Consider the following 17,207-nt stretch of genomic DNA (forward strand, 5'->3'; position numbering starts at 1 on the left):
CGGGTGACACGCACCCGACTGGTCCTGCTCGACGTCGACGGCACGCTCCTGGACGAGGGGGTCGTCGCGCCGTCGGTGCGCGAGGCGATCACCGGCGCCCGGAGCAACGGCCATCTCGTCCTCGTCGCGACCGGCCGCTCGCGTCCCGAGATCCCGCAGCAGGTCCTCGACCTCGGCTTCGACGGGGTCGTCTCGGCGGCCGGCGGCTTCGTCGAGCTCGACGGCGTCCTGCTCGAGTCGCGGACGATGGCGCCCGAGGACGTCGAGGCGATCGCCGGCTTCTTCGAGGCGCACCGGATCGCCTACTCGCTGCAGTCCTACGACGACGTCTTCACGAGCGGAGGGGTGGGCGGCGGCTACGGCACCGTCCCGACCGAGGGCATCGCCAAGGCGACCTTCTTCGGCGAGGACGGCACCGCCTTCGCCCTCGTCCGCGACGGCCTCGGCGACCGCTTCCACGTGATCACCGGCACGATCCCGTCCCTCGGCGACGCCGGCGGCGAGGTCAGCGTCCGCGGCGTCGACAAGGGCAGTGCGCTGGTGCGCCTGGCCGAGCGCCTCGGCCACCCGCTGGCGGACACGATGGCGATCGGCGACAGCTCGAACGACGTCGAGATGCTGGCCGCGGCGGGCCTGGGCATCGCGATGGGGAACGCCTCGGCCGCGGCCCTCGCCGCCGCCGACGAGGTCACCGCCTCCGTGCGCGAGGACGGCGTCCTGGCGGCGTTCCGGCGGCACGGCCTGCTCTGACGCCGTCTGCTCCGCCGCCGCGGATCAGGTGTACCAGCTCGGCTCCGGCACCTCGTCGAGCAGCGTGTAGACGCCGACCTCGCGGCGCTTGTAGGGCAGCGGGTCGTGCAGCGAGTGGGTCCGCAGATTGCGCCAGTAGAGGTCGAGGCCGACCGAGCTCGAGGAGGCCCGGGCGCCGGTCAGCTCGAAGACGCGGGTGGCCGCGGCCAGGCCGTCCTCGACGATGCGCGCCTTCGCGGCCGCGATCCGCACGGCGATCTCGCCGCGGCGGCGCGGGGTCAGCTCCTCGCGCGGCGCGTGCAGCGCGGTCGAGAGGTCGGCGCCGGTCGCGTCGATCAGCGCCTCGTCGGCCCAGAGGCGCGACTGCAGGTCGCCGTAGCCCTCGAGGATGTACCACTCCTCGCTCGCGCGTGCCTTGTCGTCGCCGCCGTACGGCCACGCCCGCGTCGACTCGCGGGTGTACTGCGCCGCCCGCTCGAGCGCGCCCTGCGCGATGCCGAGGTAGAACTCGGCGAACACCTGCTGGATCGCCGGCACGTTGAGGGTGTTGTAGACCAGCGGCTGGAACACCCGGTCGACGAAGCCCGCCGCCGCGGCCCACGGCACCCGCACGCCGCGGATCTCGACCGAGCCCGACTCGGTGAGGCGCTGCCCGAGGCTGTTCCAGTCGCGGCCGAAGACGATGCCGTCCTGCGCGGTCGGCACGATCGCGAAGACGTGGCTGTCCGTCCCCTCGAGGACGCCCTCGAGCACGGTCAGGTCGCTGACGACTCCGCCGGTCGAGAACGACTTCCGGCCGGTGAAGACCAGCTCGTCGCCCTCCTCGCGGACCGTGAGATCGGAGTCGCGCGGGTTCACCGCGCCGCCGTAGAGGAGGTTCCCCTCGGTCGCCTGCTGCTCGACGGCCGCGATCTGCTCGGGCGTGCCGACCAGCCGGGCCGCCCAGGCCCAGAGGTAGTGGTAGCCGAGCAGCTGGCCGATCGAGCCGTCGGCGCGAGCGATCGTGCGGATCACGCGGAGGGCGACGCTCCACTCCTGGCCGCCGCCGCCGTGCTCGACGGGGCCGAGCAGGGTGACCAGGCCCGCGCTCTTCAGCAGGGCGACCTCGGCGACGGGCGCGGCGCCGGCGCGGTCGCGCTCGAGCGCGTCGACGGCGAGGATCGCGGCGGCCTCCTCGGCACGGGCGAGCCACTCGGCCGGAGTGGCGGGGCGCGGGGAGCGGACCCAGCGATCGGTCGGGGGCGGGCTGTCGAGCGGGAGTCGGCTGTCGAGCGTCGGGGTCGAGACGGTGCTGCTCACGGTGGTTCCTTCCGGTGCGGGCGATCGCGGCGGAGGCGGCGATCGCGGGGTGCTGCGGCGACTGTGGCAGCCGCGGCGGATGCCCTGCCGGAATGCGACGACCCGTGACCGCGTGTGACTCCGCGCGACGCGACCCGGGCGACTCCTCGCGACCCCGGCGCTCTGCAGTGACTTTGACAATCGTTATCAATAGTCGCTACCGTGTCAGCATCCCGACCGCCCCGCTCCAGACCCAGATCGGCTCACCCGTGAAGACCCGCTCCCTCGCCCTCGTCGCGCTGCTCGGCAGCACCGCGCTCGCCCTCTCGGCGTGCTCCGGCACGGCCTCCTCGACCGGCTCCTCCGGCGACAGCGGGAAGGTCGCCGTCGTCGCGTCGACCGACGTCTACGGCGACCTGGTCCGCAGCATCGGCGGCGACCTGGTCGACGTCACGAGCATCATCGACAGCCCGGACAAGGACCCGCACGAGTACGAGGCGACGGCCCGCGACCAGCTCGCCCTCTCGAACGCGGCGCTCGTGATCGAGAACGGCGGCGGCTACGACGCCTTCGTCGACACCATGATCGACGCCTCCGGCTCGACCGCCCCCGTGATCACCGCCACCGTCGTCGCCGGGCTCGAGGAGGAGCACGCCCACGAGGACGAGGCCGCCGAGTCCGAGGGCGCCGGCCACGACGAGGCCGGCCACGAGCACGCCGAGTACAACGAGCACGTCTGGTACGACCTGTCCGCCGTCCGGGAGACGGTCACGTCGATCGCCGACGAGCTGTCCACGATCGACGCGGACAACGCCGCGACCTACGCCGCGAACGCCGAGACCCTCGGCGGCTCCCTCGACGCCCTGATCGACCGCGAGGCGGAGCTGAAGGGCACGCTCGGCGGCCGCTCGATCGCCATCACCGAGCCCGTCCCGCTCTACCTGACCGATGCGCTCGGGCTCGTCAACGCGACTCCGGAGGCGTTCAGCGAGGCGGTCGAGGAGGGCACCGACGTCCCCGCGACCACCCTGCAGGAGACGCTCGCCCTCTTCTCCGACGGCACCGTCGACGCGCTCGTCTTCAACGAGCAGACCGAGAGCTCGCAGACCCAGGCCGTGCTCGACGCGGCGGAGTCGGCCGGCGTCCCGACCGTCGGCGTCACCGAGACGCTGCCCGAGGGTGACGATTACGTCGGCTGGATGACCGCCAACCTCGACGCCCTCGAGGGAGCCCTCTCGTCGTGACGCCACCCTCCTCGACCCCATCCGGTCCGTCGTCAGCGCCCGCCTCCTCGGAGGCGGGCCTTTCGGCGTCCGTGCTGCAGCTGCGCGGCGCCGGTCTGCGCTTCGGCGACCGCGAGCTCTGGGGCGGCGTCGACCTCGACGTGCGGGCCGGCGAGTTCGTCGCGGTGCTCGGCGCCAACGGCTCCGGCAAGACCAGCCTCCTCCGCGCGGTCCTCGGCCAGCAGCCGCTCAGCAGCGGCGAGCTGCGCGTCCTCGGCGAGCCCGTGCACCGCGGCAACCGCCGCATCGGCTACATCCCGCAGCAGAAGCTCGCCGACGAGGGCACCCCGCTGCGCGCCCGCGACCTGATCGGCCTCGGCATCGACGGCCACCGCTTCGGCCTGCCGCTGCCCTCGCGCTCGCGTCGTGCGCAGGTCGACGCCCTGCTCGCGTCCGTCGGCGCCACCGACTACGCCGACGCGCCGATCGGCAGCCTCTCCGGCGGCGAGCAGCAGCGCGTCCGCGTCGGCCAGGCGCTCGCCGGCGACCCGGCCCTGCTGCTCTGCGACGAGCCGCTGATCGCCCTCGACCTCGCGCACCAGCGCGCAGTCAGCGAGCTGATCGACCGGCACCGGCGCGAGCGGAACCTCGGCGTGCTCTTCGTCACCCATGACGTGAATCCGGTGCTCGGGATGGTCGACCGGGTGCTCTACCTGGCCGGCGGCCGCTTCCGGATCGGCACCCCCGACGAGGTGCTGCGCTCCGAGGTGCTCAGCGAGCTCTACGACGCGCCGGTCGACGTGATCCGCGCGCGCGGCCGCGTCATCGTGGTCGGTGCCCCCGACCACTCGCACGTGCACGAGCACGAGGAGGAGCGCGCATGACCGACGACGTCTGGTCGCAGATCTTCGACTTCTCCGACTACGGCGCGCTGCTCGCGCTGCTGCTGAACTCCGTCATCGCGGGCGCCGTCCTCGGCGTCGTCGGCGGGCTGATCGGCGTCTTCGTGATGTCGCGGGACATGGCCTTCGCCGTGCACGGGATCAGCGAGCTGTCCTTCGCAGGCGCCTCGGCCGGGCTGCTGCTCGGCGTCGGCGTGGTGCAGGGCTCGATCGTCGGCTCGCTGGTCGCGGCGCTGCTGATCGGGCTGCTCGGCTCGCGCGCCCGCGACCGCAACTCGATCATCGCCGTGCTGATGCCGTTCGGCCTGGGCCTCGGGATCCTCTGCCTCGCGCTGTACCCGGGGCGGAGCGCGAACAAGTTCGGCCTGCTCACCGGGCAGATCGTCGCGGTCGACGACCCGCAGCTGGGCTGGCTGATCGCGATCTCGGTCGTCGTCGTGATCGGGCTCGCGCTGATCTGGCGTCCGCTGACCTTCGCGAGCGTCGACGCCGACGTGGCGGCCGCGCGCGGCATCCCGACCCGGGCGCTCTCGATCGTGTTCATGCTGCTGCTCGGCCTCGCCGTGGCGGTGTCTGTGCAGATCGTCGGCTCGCTGCTGGTGCTCGCGATCCTCGTCACCCCCGCGGCCGCGGCGCTGCGGATCTCCGCGTCGCCGGTGCTCGTGCCGCTGCTCAGCGTGCTCTTCGCCGTCGGTGCGCTGGTCGGCGGGATCCTGCTCGCGCTCGGCGGCTCCGTGCCGATCAGCCCCTACGTCACCACGATCTCGTTCACGATCTACGTGGTGTGCCGGATCATCGGCCGCAAGGGCGTGCGGCGGCCCTCGCGCCGGCGCTCGCCGGCCGCGGTCGGGGCGGGGGTATAGCGTGGCGCGGGTCGTGAAACGGGAAGGCGGACCGGTGGTCAAGCGGAACACGTGGCAGCGCGAGGCCGTGCGCGAGGCGCTCACTCAGCGCGAGGACTTCGTCAGCGCCCAGGGGCTGCACAGCGCGCTGCACGCCTCCGGCTCGCCGATCGGCCTGGCGACGGTCTACCGCGCCCTGTCCGACCTCGCGGTCGAGGGTGAGGCCGACTCGCTGCAGTCGCCGGACGGCGAGAGCCTCTATCGCGCCTGCACCCCGGGCACCCACCACCACCACCTGATCTGCCGGCGCTGCGGGCTGACCGTCGAGATCGCCGCGGACGCGGTGGAGACCTGGGCGCACAGCGTCGCGGCGCAGAACGGCTTCACCGACGCGCACCACGTCGTGGACGTCTTCGGGCTGTGCGCGGAGTGCACGCGGGCGGTCGCTGCGGCGGAGTGACGCCGCCGGCCCCGGGCTCGAGGGTCCGGTCGCGGCTCAGGCCGGCAGGAAGATCCCGGCCGCCCGGTCCTTGACGACGGCGCCGGCCGGCAGCACCCGCCCGCTCATCGCGAGGTAGACGCCCGGCGGCAGCAGCTGCACCGCCGCGACGGCCGCGCCGAGGTTGAAGGCGGCGTCGCTGTCCCGCATCCGCGCGGGCTGCATCGCGCCGGTCAGCACGACGACCCGGTCGCGGACCGCGCCGAGCGCCTCGGCCGTCAGCGTCATCGTGTCGGTGCCGTGGGTGAGGACGATGCGGTCCTCCTCGGCCGAGAGCACGCGCTCGCGGATCAGCGCGCGGTCGGCGTCGTCGAGGTCGAGGCTGTCCTTCCGCAGGACCTCCTCGACGCGGAACTCGAGCGTCGACAGCACGGGCTCGAGCAGGCGCGGGATCGTCGGCGCCCCGATCTCGAGCTCGCCCGCGAGCGAGTACTCCTTGTCGATGGTTCCGCCGGTGGTGAGGACGAGGATGCGGTCTGACACCCGATCAGACTAGGCCGGGCCTCCGACACGGCACATCCGTGCGGTTCGGACGCTGCCGGGCACTCCAGCCCGTTCGATCGGGAACGATGGGGGGATGGCCTCCTCCACTCCGTCCCTGATCCGCACCGGCGCCAAGGTCCTCCTCGGCTCCGCCCTCGTCTTCGCGGGTGTCAGTCACTTGACCCGCGCGCGCGAGGAGTTCCAGGCGCAGGTGCCGGAGTGGGTGCCGCTGGACAAGGACACGGTCGTGCTCGCGTCCGGCGTCGTGGAGATCGGCCTCGGCGCCTCGCTGGTGCTCGCGCGCCGCCGGGCACCGCTGGTCGGAGCAGCCGCCGCTGCGTTCTTCACCGCGATCTTCCCCGGCAACGTCTCGCAGTACGTCACGAAGACCAGCGCCTTCGGCCTCGACACCGATCGCAAGCGCGCGGTCCGGCTGGTCTTCCAGCCGCTGCTGGTGGCCTGGGCGCTCTGGTCCACGCGCCGGCCGCAGCGCTGATCGGCGCTGCTCCTGCAGAACATCGGCTGAGAGCACGTCTCATCGCCGATGGCCGATGACGAGGCCTCTCAGCTGATGTTCTGCTCGCCGTCCGGCTCCAGCAGCGGCGCGAGCAGCTCCTCGATCGCCCGCCGGGCCCCGTCCGCATCGCCCGCGGCGATCGACTCGACCAGCAGCGCGTGCTCGCGGGCGTGCCGGTCCTCCTCGCCGACGACGTCGTCCTGCAGCACCGTCTCGAAGAGGCCGGTGAGCCCGTCGTAGAGCTCGAGGAAGAGCGCGTTGTGCGTGGCGGCGACGACGGCGCGGTGCAGCGCGGTGTCGGTCGCGGTCCGGTCGGCGAGGTCGCCGCCCGTCCAGGAGCGGGTGCGGGCGGCGAGCAGGGCCCGCAGCGTCTCGACGTCCTCGGCCGTCCGCCGCTCGGCGGCGAGGGCCGCGGTCGCCCCGTCGATCGCGAAGCGCAGCTCCAGGCCGTCGCGCCGCTCGGCGCTCGGCAGCCGTCTCCGGAGCGACGTGGTGAGCTGCGAGCGCGCGATCACGAAGGTGCCGCGCCCCTGCTCCCGCCGCACCAGCCCCGACTGCACGAGCGTCTGCACCGCCTCGCGCACGGAGTTCCGCCCGGCGCCGCTCCAGCGCACCAGTTCCGGCTCCGTCGGGATCCGCGCGCCGACGGCCCACCGGCCGGAGCGGATCTCCTCGTGGCAGAGCGCGGTGACGTGATCGATGACGCTCTCGCGGCGGAACGGCTCCGGTGCGCGGAGGTCGACCGATCGGGGCTCCGGCGCGCTAGGCTCGGCGGGATTCATCCCATCATCCTACCCAGGGCAGGCCGCCATGACGTCCACCGTCGTCACCCCGCAGAGGACCGCGCTCCTCGCACTCGCCGCGATCGTGATGACGGCGCTCAACCTCCGGACGGCCGTCACCGGCTTCAGCCCGCTGCTCGAGACGATCGGCGCCGACCTCGGCTTCGGCCCCTCGCTCTACGGCGCGTTCGGCACCATCGTCACCGCCTCCTTCGCGGTCTTCGGAGTCGTCGCCGCCGGGGCCGCGCGCCGCTTCGGCCTCGAGCGCACCCTCGCTGCGGCGACGCTGGTGACCACGGTGGGCCTGCTGCTCCGTGCGCTCAGCCCGAGCCCGCTCGCGCTGGTGCTCTCCTCCGTCGTCGCCTTCGCGGGAGTGGGCACGTCGAACGTCCTGATCGTGCCGATCGTGAAGCGCTACTTCGCCGACCGGCTGAAGACGATCAGCTCGCTCTACCTCGCGCTGCTGCAGACCGGCCAGTTCGTCGCCCCGCTGGTCGCCGTCCCGCTCGCCTCGGCCCTCGACTGGCGCTTCGCCGTCGGCGTCCGGGCGGCGCTGACCGCCGTCGCCTGCCTGCTCTGGGCGGCGCTCGCCCGGCGCGGCGAGGCCGGCGCCGCCGCGGCCGTCGCGCCCACCCGGCTCGCCGGCGCCTGGTGCACCCGCCTGCTCTGGGCGATGGTGCTGATGCTCGGGATGACGGCGCTGAACACCTACGCGATCATCACCTGGCTGCCGACGATCCTCGTCGACGCCGGCGCGGACCCGGCCCAGGGCGGGGCGCTGCTCGCCCTCTTCTCGATCTTCGGCCTCGGCGCGGCCTTCGTCGTCCCGCCGCTGACCCTCGGGATGCGGAACCCCTCGATCGTGGTCGTCGTCTGCGTCGCGCTGCTCGCCGTCGGCTACGTCGGCCTGCTGGTCGCGCCGCTGGCCGGCGCCGTGGCCTGGGTGGTCTGCCTCGGCCTGGGCGTCAGCACCTTCCCGATGACGCTCACCCTCGTCAACGCGCGGACCCGCAGCACGGCCGGCTCCTCGGTGCTCTCCGGAGCGACGCAGGGCCTCGGCTACGCGCTCGCCTGCGCCGGGCCGCTGCTGATCGGCCTGCTCTACGAGGCGCAGGGGAGCTGGACCGGCTCGTACGTCCTGCTGCTGGCGAGCCTCGTGGTGCTGCTGCTCAGCGGACTCGCGGCGAGCCGGCCGCGCTTCCTCGAGGACGAGGCCGCGGCGCGCTGACCTCGGCCGGCTCCAGCTCCGCGAGCTCCGCCTCCGCGAGCTCCAGGGCCGCGATCACCCGGCTCAGCCCGAAGCGCCAGGCGCTCTCGACGTCCCCGCCGAGGGTGAACGCCCCGTTGATCTCCATCCCGATGAAGCCGGTGCTCCAGGCGGTGAGGGTGCGCGCGGCCTCGAGCGCGTGCTCCTCGCCCGCGAGCCGGGCGGCGACGCGGAGGACGGAGGCGCTCGCCGCGTCCCGGAACTCCTGCCGGGCCGCCGGGGTCCCGGGCGCCGGCGCCATCACCAGGAGGAAGGCGGCGGGCCGCTCACGGCCGAATGCGCGGAAGGCGCCGGCGAGCTCGGCGGCGTTCTCGATCGGCTCGACGCATGCGGCGAGCTCGCTTAGCGTCGCCTCGGCGACCAGGCGCAGCAGGGGATCGCGGCCCGCGACCCGCTTGTAGAGGGAGGGGGCGCGCACACCGACGCGTTGCGCGACGGCCTGCATCGTCACGCCGGCGAGCCCCTCCTCCTCCAGGATCTCGGCGGCGGCGCGGACGATCGCGTCGAGGGAGGTGCGCTCAGGAGTGGGCATGCCTCCACTATAGCTATTGACAGTAGCCATGATGGCTAGCTACCGTAGCCATCATGGAACTCGCCCCCCACCTCCGCCGCATCGGCTCGGACATCGTCGCCGCCTACCTCGTCCACACGCCCGAGGGCGTGACCCTCATCGACGCCGGCCTGCCCCGGCTCTGGCCCGAGCTGCTCGCCGAGCTGAAGGCGATCGGCCGCTCCGTCGACGACATCAGGGGAGTCGTGCTCACCCACGGCGACTCCGACCACATCGGCTTCGCCGAGCGGCTCCGGCGCGAGCACGGCGTGCCCGTCTTCGTGCACGAGGCCGACGCCGAGCGCGCGAAGGGCGGGAAGAAGCCCGCGAACGGCAAGCAGTCGATGAAGCTCGGCGCTCTCGTCGGCTTCCTCGGCTACTTCCTGCGCAAGGGCGGTGCGCGCGTCCCTCCGCTGACCGAGGTCGTGACGGTGCAGGACGGCGAGACGCTCGACCTCCCGGGAGCTCCGCGGATCATCGGGCTGCCCGGCCACTCCGCCGGCAGCATCGCGGTGCACGTGCCGATCGCCGACGCCGTGTTCGTCGGCGACGGCCTCACCACGCGCCATGTGCTGACCGGTGCGACCGGGCCGGCCCCCGCGCCGTTCACCGACGAGCCGGAGCAGGCGCTCGCCTCGCTGCAGCACTTGCTGCCCACCGGCGCCACCTGGGTGCTGCCCGGCCACGGCGCGCCGTGGGGCGGGGGAGTGGCGGCCGCGGTCGCAGCCGCGACCCGCGCCTAGGCGGAGCGCGCGGGGGCGTGTGGAGCGGCGGAGCCGCTTCGCGTCCCGGTGGTGAGAAAGAGGACGCGGAGACGGCTCACTTCATGCTGGTCGAGTAGCCCCGAAGGGGCGTATCGAGACCCGACGTCCCCAGCAGGGCGGGTCTGCAGACTCAGCTTCTGACGCTGGTGGATCTCGATACGTCCGCTGCGCGGCCTACTCGATCAGCATGCGTTCCGGGCAAGACAGGTTGTGCATGCCCGCCGCTTCATGCTGGTCGAGTAGCCCCGAAGGGGCGTATCGAGACCCGCCGTCGTCAGCAGGGCGGGTCTGCAGACTCAGCTTCTGACGCAGGTGGATCTCGATACGTCCGCTGCGCGGCCTACTCGATCAGCATGCGTTCCGCGCAAGACGAGTTGTGCATGCCCGCCGCTTCATGCTGGTCGAGTAGCCCGGCAGGGGCGTATCGAGACCCGCCGTCCCCAGCAGGGCGGGTCTGCAGACTCAGCTTCTGACGCAGGTGGGTCTCGATACGTCCGCTGCGCGGCCTACTCGATCAGCATGCGTTCCGGGCAAGACAGGTTGTGCATGCCCGCCGCTTCATGCTGGTCGAGTAGCCCCGCAGGGGCGTATCGAGACCCGCCGTCGTCAGCAGGGCGGGTCTGCAGACTCAGCTTCTGACGCTGGTGGATCTCGATACGTCCGCTGCGCGGCCTACTCGATCAGCATGCGCTTCCCCCTGCCCGCGAGGTGATCGCCGGAGGCGCCCCCTCCGCTCGCTAGGACGCGGGGACCAGGTTCCAGCGCGCCGTCAGCAGCTCGACGCCCTTGTCGAACGTCGTCGACCACGCCGTCGCGTCGTGCGCGCTGTCCGGCACCTCGAGGTAGGCGGTGTCCATCCCGGCGGCCTGCGCGGCGGCGTGCAGGGTCTGCACCCCGGCGAGGAACGAGGTGTCGTTCGCGCCGACGCCGAAGACCGCGAAGGAGTCCTTGTAGGGCGCGTTCTTCGCGAGGATCGCCGCGGGCTTGGCCGCCTCGTAGGCCGCCGCGTCGCCGCCGAAGCCCTGCTGGATCGTGGTCGCGTCGTCGCCGAGTGTCGGGGCGAGCTCGCCGGACGCGTCGACGATGTTGCCGAAGAGCTGCGGGTAGCCGGCGCCGAGCTGGATCGCGCAGGTGCCGCCCTGCGAGAGCCCGCCGATCGCCCAGTGCTGCGCGTCGCCGAGGACGGGGAGGTTGGCGCGGATCCAGTTCGGCACGTCGACGGTGAGGTAGGTCGCGGAGTTCCCGAGCGGCGAGTCGATGCACATCGGGTTCGCGGTCGGGTCGCCGAGCTGGTCGGGCGAGACGACGATCGGGGCGAGGCCGGCGTGCGCGGCCGCGTAGGTGTCCAGGGTCTGCTGGAGGTGCTCGACCGCGAGCGGGTCGGACGGCGAGCCGGGCTGGCCGGAGAGCATCATCATCACGGGCAGCAGCGGCGGGTCCTCGGTCAGGGCGGCCGGCGGGAGGTAGACGACGGCGTCCCGGGCGGGGAAGCCGGACTTCGTGGCGGGGATCGCCACGTTGGTGACGCTGCCCGCGGTCGGCATCCCGGCGGGGGCGGTCCAGCTGTCGAGCGAGGCGTGCTCGCCGGCGGGCGTCGGGATCGGATCGGCCACGGTCGGGTAGGCGCTGATGCCCAGGAGGCTGCGGACGGTCGGATACTGGCCGAAGTCGATGTTGACGGTCATCGCCGCGGTCGCGACGACGAGGACGCCGACGAGCGCGGCGGCCAGCACCCGCCGGCCGCGCCGGCGGACGAGGGCGTGCACCAGGACGATCAGCGCCACGGCGAGTCCGCCCAGACCGAGCCCGATCCACACCCGTGTGACAGGGGTGAAGTCGACCCCGAAGAGTCCGCCGGTGCCGCCGAGCAGTCCGCCGAGCGCCCACCCGCCGAGCAAGCCCAGGAGCAGGACGGCCGCTGCAAGCACCAGGCGGCGGCGGCGACCGCGGCGGGCGGAGCGCGCGAAGGCGAGGACGAGCAGGAGCAGGGCGAGACCCGACACCGCGTAGACAGCGACCACCACCGGCCCGGAGACGAGGCTGAGCCCGAGGAGTGCGTTCATGGGTCGATCCGGTCGTCGAGGGGCGGGGTCGCGCGAGGCGCGGCGGCGGTCAGTCTGGCGCCGACGTCTGGGTGCGGTCTGGATGTCCGCTGGACGGATCGGGAGGTGGCCGAGGCTCCTCCCCAGGCGCTCGTCCTGCGATGCTCCCACCGATCGTGCGCAACCCCGCGCGGCGCGCCTCCGGAGCCGCCTACCGTGGAGGAGCAGCAAGCCGCCTCCGGCGCCCTCACGAAGGAGCTCGACCATGACGCAGAACCCCCGCACCCCCGCCCACGGAGCCCGCGCGTGAGCCGCGGCGTCGCCGTCGTCACCGGTGGCACCGCCGGCCTCGGCCGCGCCACCGTCCGCGAGCTGGCCTCCCGCGGCTGGGACGTCGCCGTGCTCGCCCGCGGCGAGGACGGTCTCGCGGCCACGCTGGCCGAGATCGAGCAGGCCGGCCGCCGCGGTCTGACGATCCCGACCGACGTCGCCGACCGCGAGGCGGTCGAGTCGGCCGCCGACCGCATCGAGGCCGAGCTCGGGCCGATCGAGCTCTGGGTCAACGACGCGATGGTCGGCGTCTTCGGCGAGTTCCTCTCGACGGACCCGGCCGACTTCGAGCGCGCCGTCGCGGTCAACTTCTTCGGCTTCGTCAACGGCACCCGCGCGGCGCTCTCGCGGATGACCCCGCGCGGCCGCGGCCACGTCATCCAGGTCGGCTCGGCGCTCGCGCACCGGGGCATCCCGCTCCAGGCCGCCTACTGCGCCTCGAAGTTCGGCGCTCGCGGCTTCACCGAGGCGGTCACCGCCGAGCTGCTGCACTCCAAGAGCAGGATCAAGCTCTCCGAGGTCGACATGCCGGCGCTCAACACCATCCAGTTCAACTGGGTGAAGTCGCAGCTGCCGCACCACCCGCAGCCGGTGCCGCCGATCTACGAGCCCGAGGTCGGCGCGATCGCGATCGCCGACGTCGCCGACAAGCCGCGCCGGCGCACCTGGGTCGGCGAGCCGACCGCGGGCACCATCCTGGGCGACCGCTTCGCCGGCGCCTTCATGGACTGGTACCTGGCCCGCAGCGCCTTCGACGGCCAGCAGGCGCCGGACAAGAAGGAGCCGATGCTCCCGAACAACGTCTACGAGCCGGTCCCCGGCGACCACGGCGCCCGCGGCCTCTTCAGCGACCGCGCGCACACGATGACGCCGCAGATCTGGATGATCCGCCACCGCGCGGCGAGCTACGCCGGCGCGGCCGTGCTCGGCGCGGCCGGCCTGGTCGGCGCGGTCGCGGCCCTGCGGAGGAAGTGACGTGGTCGACGCCGTCGTCGTCGGCTCCGGCCCCAACGGGCTCTCCGCCGCGGTCACCCTCGCCCGCGCCGGGCTCTCGGTCGCGGTCTACGAGCGCAACGAGACCCTGGGCGGCGGCGCCCGGACCGCCGAGCTGACGCTGCCCGGCTTCCACCACGACATCGGCTCGGCCGTGCACCCGATGGCGCTCGCCTCCGGGTTCTTCCGCCGGTTCCAGCTCGACCGGCGGATCGACCTGCGGCTGCCCGAGATCTCCTACGCGCACCCGCTCGACGGCGGACGGTCGGGCATCGCCTACCGCGACCTCGAGCGGACCGCCGCGGCGCTCGGGCGCGACGGTGCGGCCTGGCGCTCGCTGATGGGTCCGCTCGCCGAGCGCGCGGACCGCGTCGCGGGCTTCACCAACGACGCCCTGCTGAAGATCCCGACCGACCCCTCGGTGCTGCTCCGCTTCGGGCTGCGCGTGCTCGAGCAGGGCTCGCCGCTCTGGAACGCGCGGTTCCGCGAGGAGGTCGCGCCCGCCATGTTCGCGGGCGTCGCGGCGCACGCGATCCGGCCGATGCCGAGCCTGTCCACGGCCGCCGCGGCGCTCGCGCTCGGTTCCTACGCGCACGCGCGCGGCTGGCCGGTGCCGGTCGGCGGCAGCCAGGCGATCGTCGACGCGATGGCGGACGACCTCCGCGCCCACGGCGGCACCATCGAGACCGGGGTAGAGATCACCTCGCTCTCGCAGCTGCCGAGCGCGCGGGCCGTGCTGCTCGATCTCACGCCGAGGGCGCTGCTCGCGCTCGCCGGCGACCGCCTGCCCGGCCCCTACGCCTCCGCTCTGGGGATGTTCCGCTACGGCAACGGCGTCGCCAAGGTCGACTTCGCGCTCGACGGACCCGTCCCCTGGACCGATCCGGAGCTCGCGGGGGCCGGCACCCTGCACGTCGGCGGCACCCGCGCCGAGATCGCCGCGGCCGAGCGCGACGTCGTCCAGGGCCGCCACAGCGAGAACCCGTACGTGCTGGTCGCGCAGCCCTCCGTGCTGGACCCGACCCGCGCGCCGGAGGGCAAGCAGGTCCTCTGGGCGTACACGCACGTGCCGCGCGACTCGCCGGCGCACCAGCGCGAGGCGATCACCGCGCAGATCGAGCGCTTCGCCCCGGGCTTCCGCGACCGCGTCCTCGCCGTTTCCTCGATGACGGCCCGCGACATGCAGGCCTGGAACCCGAACTACATCGGCGGCGACATCGCGGCCGGAGCGGCGAGCGTCGCGCAGCTGCTCTCGCGGCCGATCCCCTCCTCCGATCCGTGGCGCACTCCCGCGAAGGGGCTCTACCTCTGCTCGTCCTCGACGCCGCCCGGCCCGGGCGTGCACGGGATGGCCGGCTGGCACGCCGCTCGCAGCGCGCTCCGGCACGAGTTCGGGATCCGGCAGGCGCCTGATCTGGCGCCCTCGCCCTCGCCCGATCCCGCCCGGCAGGCGGCCGGGTCGGCGGGGCCGGACCAGGGGGACGCGGCGGATCTGGCACGCTGAGACGCGGGCGGCACGACCCGCCCGCGTTCCGCCTGAGCCTCGAAGGAGCCCGCGATGTCCCGCAACACCCGCGTCTTCCACTGCCCGCCCGAGTCCGTCTTCGCCGTCTTCGCGTCCGGCTGGCTCTTCCCCTCCTGGGTCGTCGGCTCGTCCCGGATGCGCCGGGTCGGCCGCGACTGGCCGCACGTCGGCTCGAAGCTGCACCACTCCTTCGGAGTCTGGCCGGTGGTGATCGACGACGAGACGACGGTCCTCGAGTGGGACCCGTCGAGCCGCTTCATCATCCAGGCGGCCGGCTGGCCGATGGGCGAGGCGCGCGTCCGCCTCGAGGTCGAGCCGCACCGCGACGGCTGCCGGGTCCGCATCCACGAGACCGCGGTGAAGGGGCCGGGCACGCTCATCCCGAAGCCGCTGCTGCACTCGTTCCTCTGGGTGCGCAACATCGAGACGCTCCGCCGGCTCGCGCACATGGCGGAGGCGGGCGCCAACGGCCGCACCCTGCCGCCGGCCGCGCTGGCCTCGCCGAAGGACCGCGCCGGGCTCGACTCGCCGAAGCACGTCGGCTGGCGGCTCTTCGGCACGGTCGCGTCGGTCGCCGTCGGCTCGCTCGCGCTCCGGGCCGTCCTCGCCGTCGCACGCCGCGCCCGGAGCTGAGGTCCGGGGCGGCTCCCGGGAGCCGCCCCGCCCCGGTCAGACGATGCGCTCGACGAGCCGGACGTGGTGCACGGCCACGCGGGTCGGCTCGCCGGCGAAGGCGGCCTCGCGCTCGGGGGAGGCGAGGTAGGCCTTCTCGATCTCGGCGAACGCCTCCGCGTCGCCGGGGGTGCTGACGGCCCAGACGAACTCGTTCACCTCGCGGTCGGCGAAGGCGAACTCGATCGTGAAGCCGTGCGCGGCGCGGGCGGGGACGATCTTCGCCCGGTACCAGGCCAGGAAGTCGTCCATCACCCCGTCGACGAGCTCGTAGCGGCGGAGCTGGACGGTGCGGTTCTCGGAGTCGCTCATGCCCTCGACGGTACCGGGCCGAGTCGTGCCGGGCCGCGCGCTACGCTCGCCCTTGTCGTCCCGGCGCCCGCCCCGCCGCACCCGTCCCCGCAGGAGGCCCGCCCTGGATCCCCGCCGTCAGCGCGCGATCGCCCTCCTCGTCGCGGGCTGCTTCTTCATGGAGAACCTGGACGCGACGATCGTCACCACCGCGGCGCCCGCGATCGGCGCCGACCTGGGCGTCGACTCCGCCGCCGTCGCGATCACCGTCACCGCGTTCCTGCTGACCGTCGCGGTGCTGATCCCCGCCTCCGGCTGGCTGAGCGAGCGCTTCGGCGTGCGCCGGGTCTTCACGACCGCGATCGCGGTGTTCACTCTCGCCTCGCTGCTCTGCGCGCTCAGCCCGACTCTGCCGCTGCTCGTGGCGGCCCGCGTGCTGCAGGGCGTCGGCGGCGCGCTGATGGTGCCGGTCGGCCGGCTCGCGGTGCTGCGCGTGACGCCGCGGGAGGGGATCATCCGCGCCATCGCGATCCTGGTCTGGCCGGGGCTGGTCGCGCCGATCCTCGCGCCCTTCGTCGGCGGACTGCTGACGACCTACGCCTCCTGGCACTGGATCTTCCTGATCAACCTGCCGCTGGGCGTCGTCGCCTTCGTGATCGCGCGGCGGATCATCCCGGCCGGCGTCGAGGCCGCACCGCCTCCGCTGGACGTCGTCGGCCTGCTCCTGGTCGCGGTCGGCCTCGGCGCGCTGGTCGGCGCGACCGGCTTCGTGACCGGCAGCGGCTCGGACACCGTCGCGCTCGGTCTGGCCGTGACCGGCGTGCTCGTCACCGCCGTCGCGGTGCGGCACCTGCGCCGCACGCCGCACCCGCTGGTGCCGCTGGACGCCTTCCGCTTCTCCACGTTCCGGGTGGCGAACGCGAGCGGCTCGCTCTACCGGGCGACGATCAACGCGGTGCCGTTCCTGCTGCCGCTGCTCTTCCAGGACGCGTTCGGCTGGAACGCGGTGCAGGCCGGCTCGATCGTGCTCGCGCTCTTCGTCGGCAATCTGGCGATCAAGCCGGCGACGACCTGGCTCCTGCACACGGTCGGCTTCCGCGGGGTGCTCGTCGCGGCGAACGTCGTCGGCATCGCCTGCATGGTCGCGATGGCGTTCCTCGATCCGGACGTGCCGATCCCGGCGATCGTGGCGCTGCTGGTGCTCAGCGGGGTCGCGCGCTCGGCCGGCTTCACCGCCTACAACACGGTCACCTTCGCCGAGGTGGCGCCCGAGGGGATGTCCGGCGCGAACACCCTCAGCGCGACGACCCAGCAGATCGCCGCGGGCTTCGGCGTCGCCGCGGGCGGCATCGCGCTGGCCGCGGGCTCCGCGTTCGGTCCCGGTCTCGTCCCCTACCGCTTCGCCTTCCTGACGCTGGCCGTGCTGACCCTCGTCCCCCTGATCGCCGCCGCCCGCCTCCCCCACGACTCCGGCAGCACCCTCACGCGCTGACCCTC

At 73.6% G+C, this 17,207-nt stretch carries 18 protein-coding genes; 12 read left to right on the forward strand and 6 right to left on the reverse strand.

The genetic code is table 11. The annotated features are described in order from the left end of the window. The first annotated feature begins 3 nt into the window (after positions 1-3). Complete coding sequence (locus C1I64_RS18755) at positions 4-750, forward strand: HAD hydrolase family protein (protein ID WP_123444681.1); 747 nt, start codon at positions 4-6, stop codon at positions 748-750. Positions 751-774: 24 nt separating this feature from the next. On the opposite strand, the gene C1I64_RS18760 is transcribed toward C1I64_RS18755, so the two are convergent. Then, the gene (locus C1I64_RS18760; RefSeq protein ID WP_244209533.1) at positions 775-2,049 is read right to left on the reverse strand and encodes an acyl-CoA dehydrogenase family protein; all 1,275 of its coding nucleotides are present in this window, start codon (positions 2,047-2,049) and stop codon (positions 775-777) included. Between the two features lie 248 nt (positions 2,050-2,297). On the opposite strand from C1I64_RS18760, the gene C1I64_RS18765 reads away from it, so the two are divergent. From C1I64_RS18765 to C1I64_RS18780, 4 genes are all read left to right on the forward strand, one after another. Further along, the gene (locus C1I64_RS18765) at positions 2,298-3,272 is read left to right on the forward strand and encodes a metal ABC transporter substrate-binding protein (protein WP_244209534.1); all 975 of its coding nucleotides are present in this window, start codon (positions 2,298-2,300) and stop codon (positions 3,270-3,272) included. A gap of 71 nt (positions 3,273-3,343) precedes the next feature. Next, entirely contained in the window at positions 3,344-4,135 is a 792-nt protein-coding gene (locus C1I64_RS18770) for a metal ABC transporter ATP-binding protein (RefSeq protein ID WP_243587249.1), read from the forward strand. Next, positions 4,132-5,016: a metal ABC transporter permease gene (locus C1I64_RS18775; RefSeq protein WP_127888266.1), complete on the forward strand. Its 885-nt coding sequence runs from the start codon at positions 4,132-4,134 to the stop codon at positions 5,014-5,016. Before C1I64_RS18770 ends, C1I64_RS18775 begins: the two co-directional genes overlap by 4 nt. Positions 5,017-5,050: 34 nt before the next feature. After that, positions 5,051-5,455 carry a Fur family transcriptional regulator gene (locus tag C1I64_RS18780; protein WP_123734752.1) on the forward strand — a complete coding sequence of 135 codons (405 nt, stop codon included), beginning with the start codon at positions 5,051-5,053 and terminating at the stop codon, positions 5,453-5,455. A 36-nt stretch (positions 5,456-5,491) separates the two neighbouring features. Here C1I64_RS18780 and C1I64_RS18785 read toward each other — a convergent pair whose 3' ends face one another. Further along, positions 5,492-5,977, reverse strand: coding sequence for an asparaginase domain-containing protein (locus C1I64_RS18785; RefSeq protein WP_123444686.1), 486 nt, complete (start codon positions 5,975-5,977; stop codon positions 5,492-5,494). 94 nt (positions 5,978-6,071) lie between these two features. Here C1I64_RS18785 and C1I64_RS18790 point away from each other — a divergent pair, with 94 nt between their 5' ends. Then, positions 6,072-6,473 carry a DoxX family protein gene (locus C1I64_RS18790; RefSeq protein ID WP_123444687.1) on the forward strand — a complete coding sequence of 134 codons (402 nt, stop codon included), beginning with the start codon at positions 6,072-6,074 and terminating at the stop codon, positions 6,471-6,473. 68 nt (positions 6,474-6,541) lie between these two features. Here the strand turns inward: C1I64_RS18790 and C1I64_RS18795 are convergent, their stop codons facing one another. Next, positions 6,542-7,276 (reverse strand): FadR/GntR family transcriptional regulator, encoded by a 735-nt coding sequence (locus C1I64_RS18795; protein ID WP_127888267.1) that lies wholly within the window; start codon positions 7,274-7,276, stop codon positions 6,542-6,544. A 28-nt stretch (positions 7,277-7,304) separates the two neighbouring features. Here C1I64_RS18795 and C1I64_RS18800 point away from each other — a divergent pair, with 28 nt between their 5' ends. Further along, positions 7,305-8,504 (forward strand): MFS transporter, encoded by a 1,200-nt coding sequence (locus tag C1I64_RS18800; RefSeq protein ID WP_127888268.1) that lies wholly within the window; start codon positions 7,305-7,307, stop codon positions 8,502-8,504. On the opposite strand, the gene C1I64_RS18805 is transcribed toward C1I64_RS18800, so the two are convergent. Next, positions 8,446-9,075, reverse strand: a complete 630-nt coding sequence (locus C1I64_RS18805) for a TetR/AcrR family transcriptional regulator (protein WP_127888269.1) — start codon at positions 9,073-9,075, stop codon at positions 8,446-8,448. The genes C1I64_RS18800 and C1I64_RS18805 overlap by 59 nt on opposite strands. A 53-nt stretch (positions 9,076-9,128) precedes the next feature. On the opposite strand from C1I64_RS18805, the gene C1I64_RS18810 reads away from it, so the two are divergent. Then, entirely contained in the window at positions 9,129-9,836 is a 708-nt protein-coding gene (locus C1I64_RS18810; protein WP_127888270.1) for an MBL fold metallo-hydrolase, read from the forward strand. Between the two features lie 758 nt (positions 9,837-10,594). Here the strand turns inward: C1I64_RS18810 and C1I64_RS18815 are convergent. Beyond that, positions 10,595-11,920 (reverse strand): alpha/beta hydrolase, encoded by a 1,326-nt coding sequence (locus tag C1I64_RS18815; RefSeq protein ID WP_127888271.1) that lies wholly within the window; start codon positions 11,918-11,920, stop codon positions 10,595-10,597. Positions 11,921-12,205: 285 nt separating this feature from the next. Between C1I64_RS18815 and C1I64_RS18820 the strand changes: the two genes are divergently transcribed. The 3 genes from C1I64_RS18820 to C1I64_RS18830 are packed head-to-tail and all read left to right on the forward strand — an operon-like array spanning position 12,206 to position 15,380. Then, complete coding sequence (locus C1I64_RS18820) at positions 12,206-13,204, forward strand: SDR family oxidoreductase (RefSeq protein ID WP_123734762.1); 999 nt, start codon at positions 12,206-12,208, stop codon at positions 13,202-13,204. A gap of 1 nt (position 13,205) precedes the next feature. After that, complete coding sequence (locus C1I64_RS18825) at positions 13,206-14,726, forward strand: phytoene desaturase family protein (RefSeq protein ID WP_127888272.1); 1,521 nt, start codon at positions 13,206-13,208, stop codon at positions 14,724-14,726. A gap of 54 nt (positions 14,727-14,780) precedes the next feature. Next, entirely contained in the window at positions 14,781-15,380 is a 600-nt protein-coding gene (locus C1I64_RS18830; protein WP_127888273.1) for an SRPBCC family protein, read from the forward strand. A gap of 36 nt (positions 15,381-15,416) precedes the next feature. On the opposite strand, the gene C1I64_RS18835 is transcribed toward C1I64_RS18830, so the two are convergent. Then, positions 15,417-15,731, reverse strand: a complete 315-nt coding sequence (locus C1I64_RS18835) for an NIPSNAP family protein (RefSeq protein ID WP_123444696.1) — start codon at positions 15,729-15,731, stop codon at positions 15,417-15,419. A 52-nt stretch (positions 15,732-15,783) separates the two neighbouring features. Here C1I64_RS18835 and C1I64_RS18840 point away from each other — a divergent pair, with 52 nt between their 5' ends. Next, positions 15,784-17,202, forward strand: a complete 1,419-nt coding sequence (locus tag C1I64_RS18840) for an MFS transporter (protein ID WP_244209535.1) — start codon at positions 15,784-15,786, stop codon at positions 17,200-17,202. Positions 17,203-17,207: the final 5 nt, after the last annotated feature.

The sequence above is a fragment of the Rathayibacter festucae DSM 15932 genome (assembly GCF_004011135.1).
Lineage (GTDB): Bacteria > Actinomycetota > Actinomycetes > Actinomycetales > Microbacteriaceae > Rathayibacter > Rathayibacter festucae.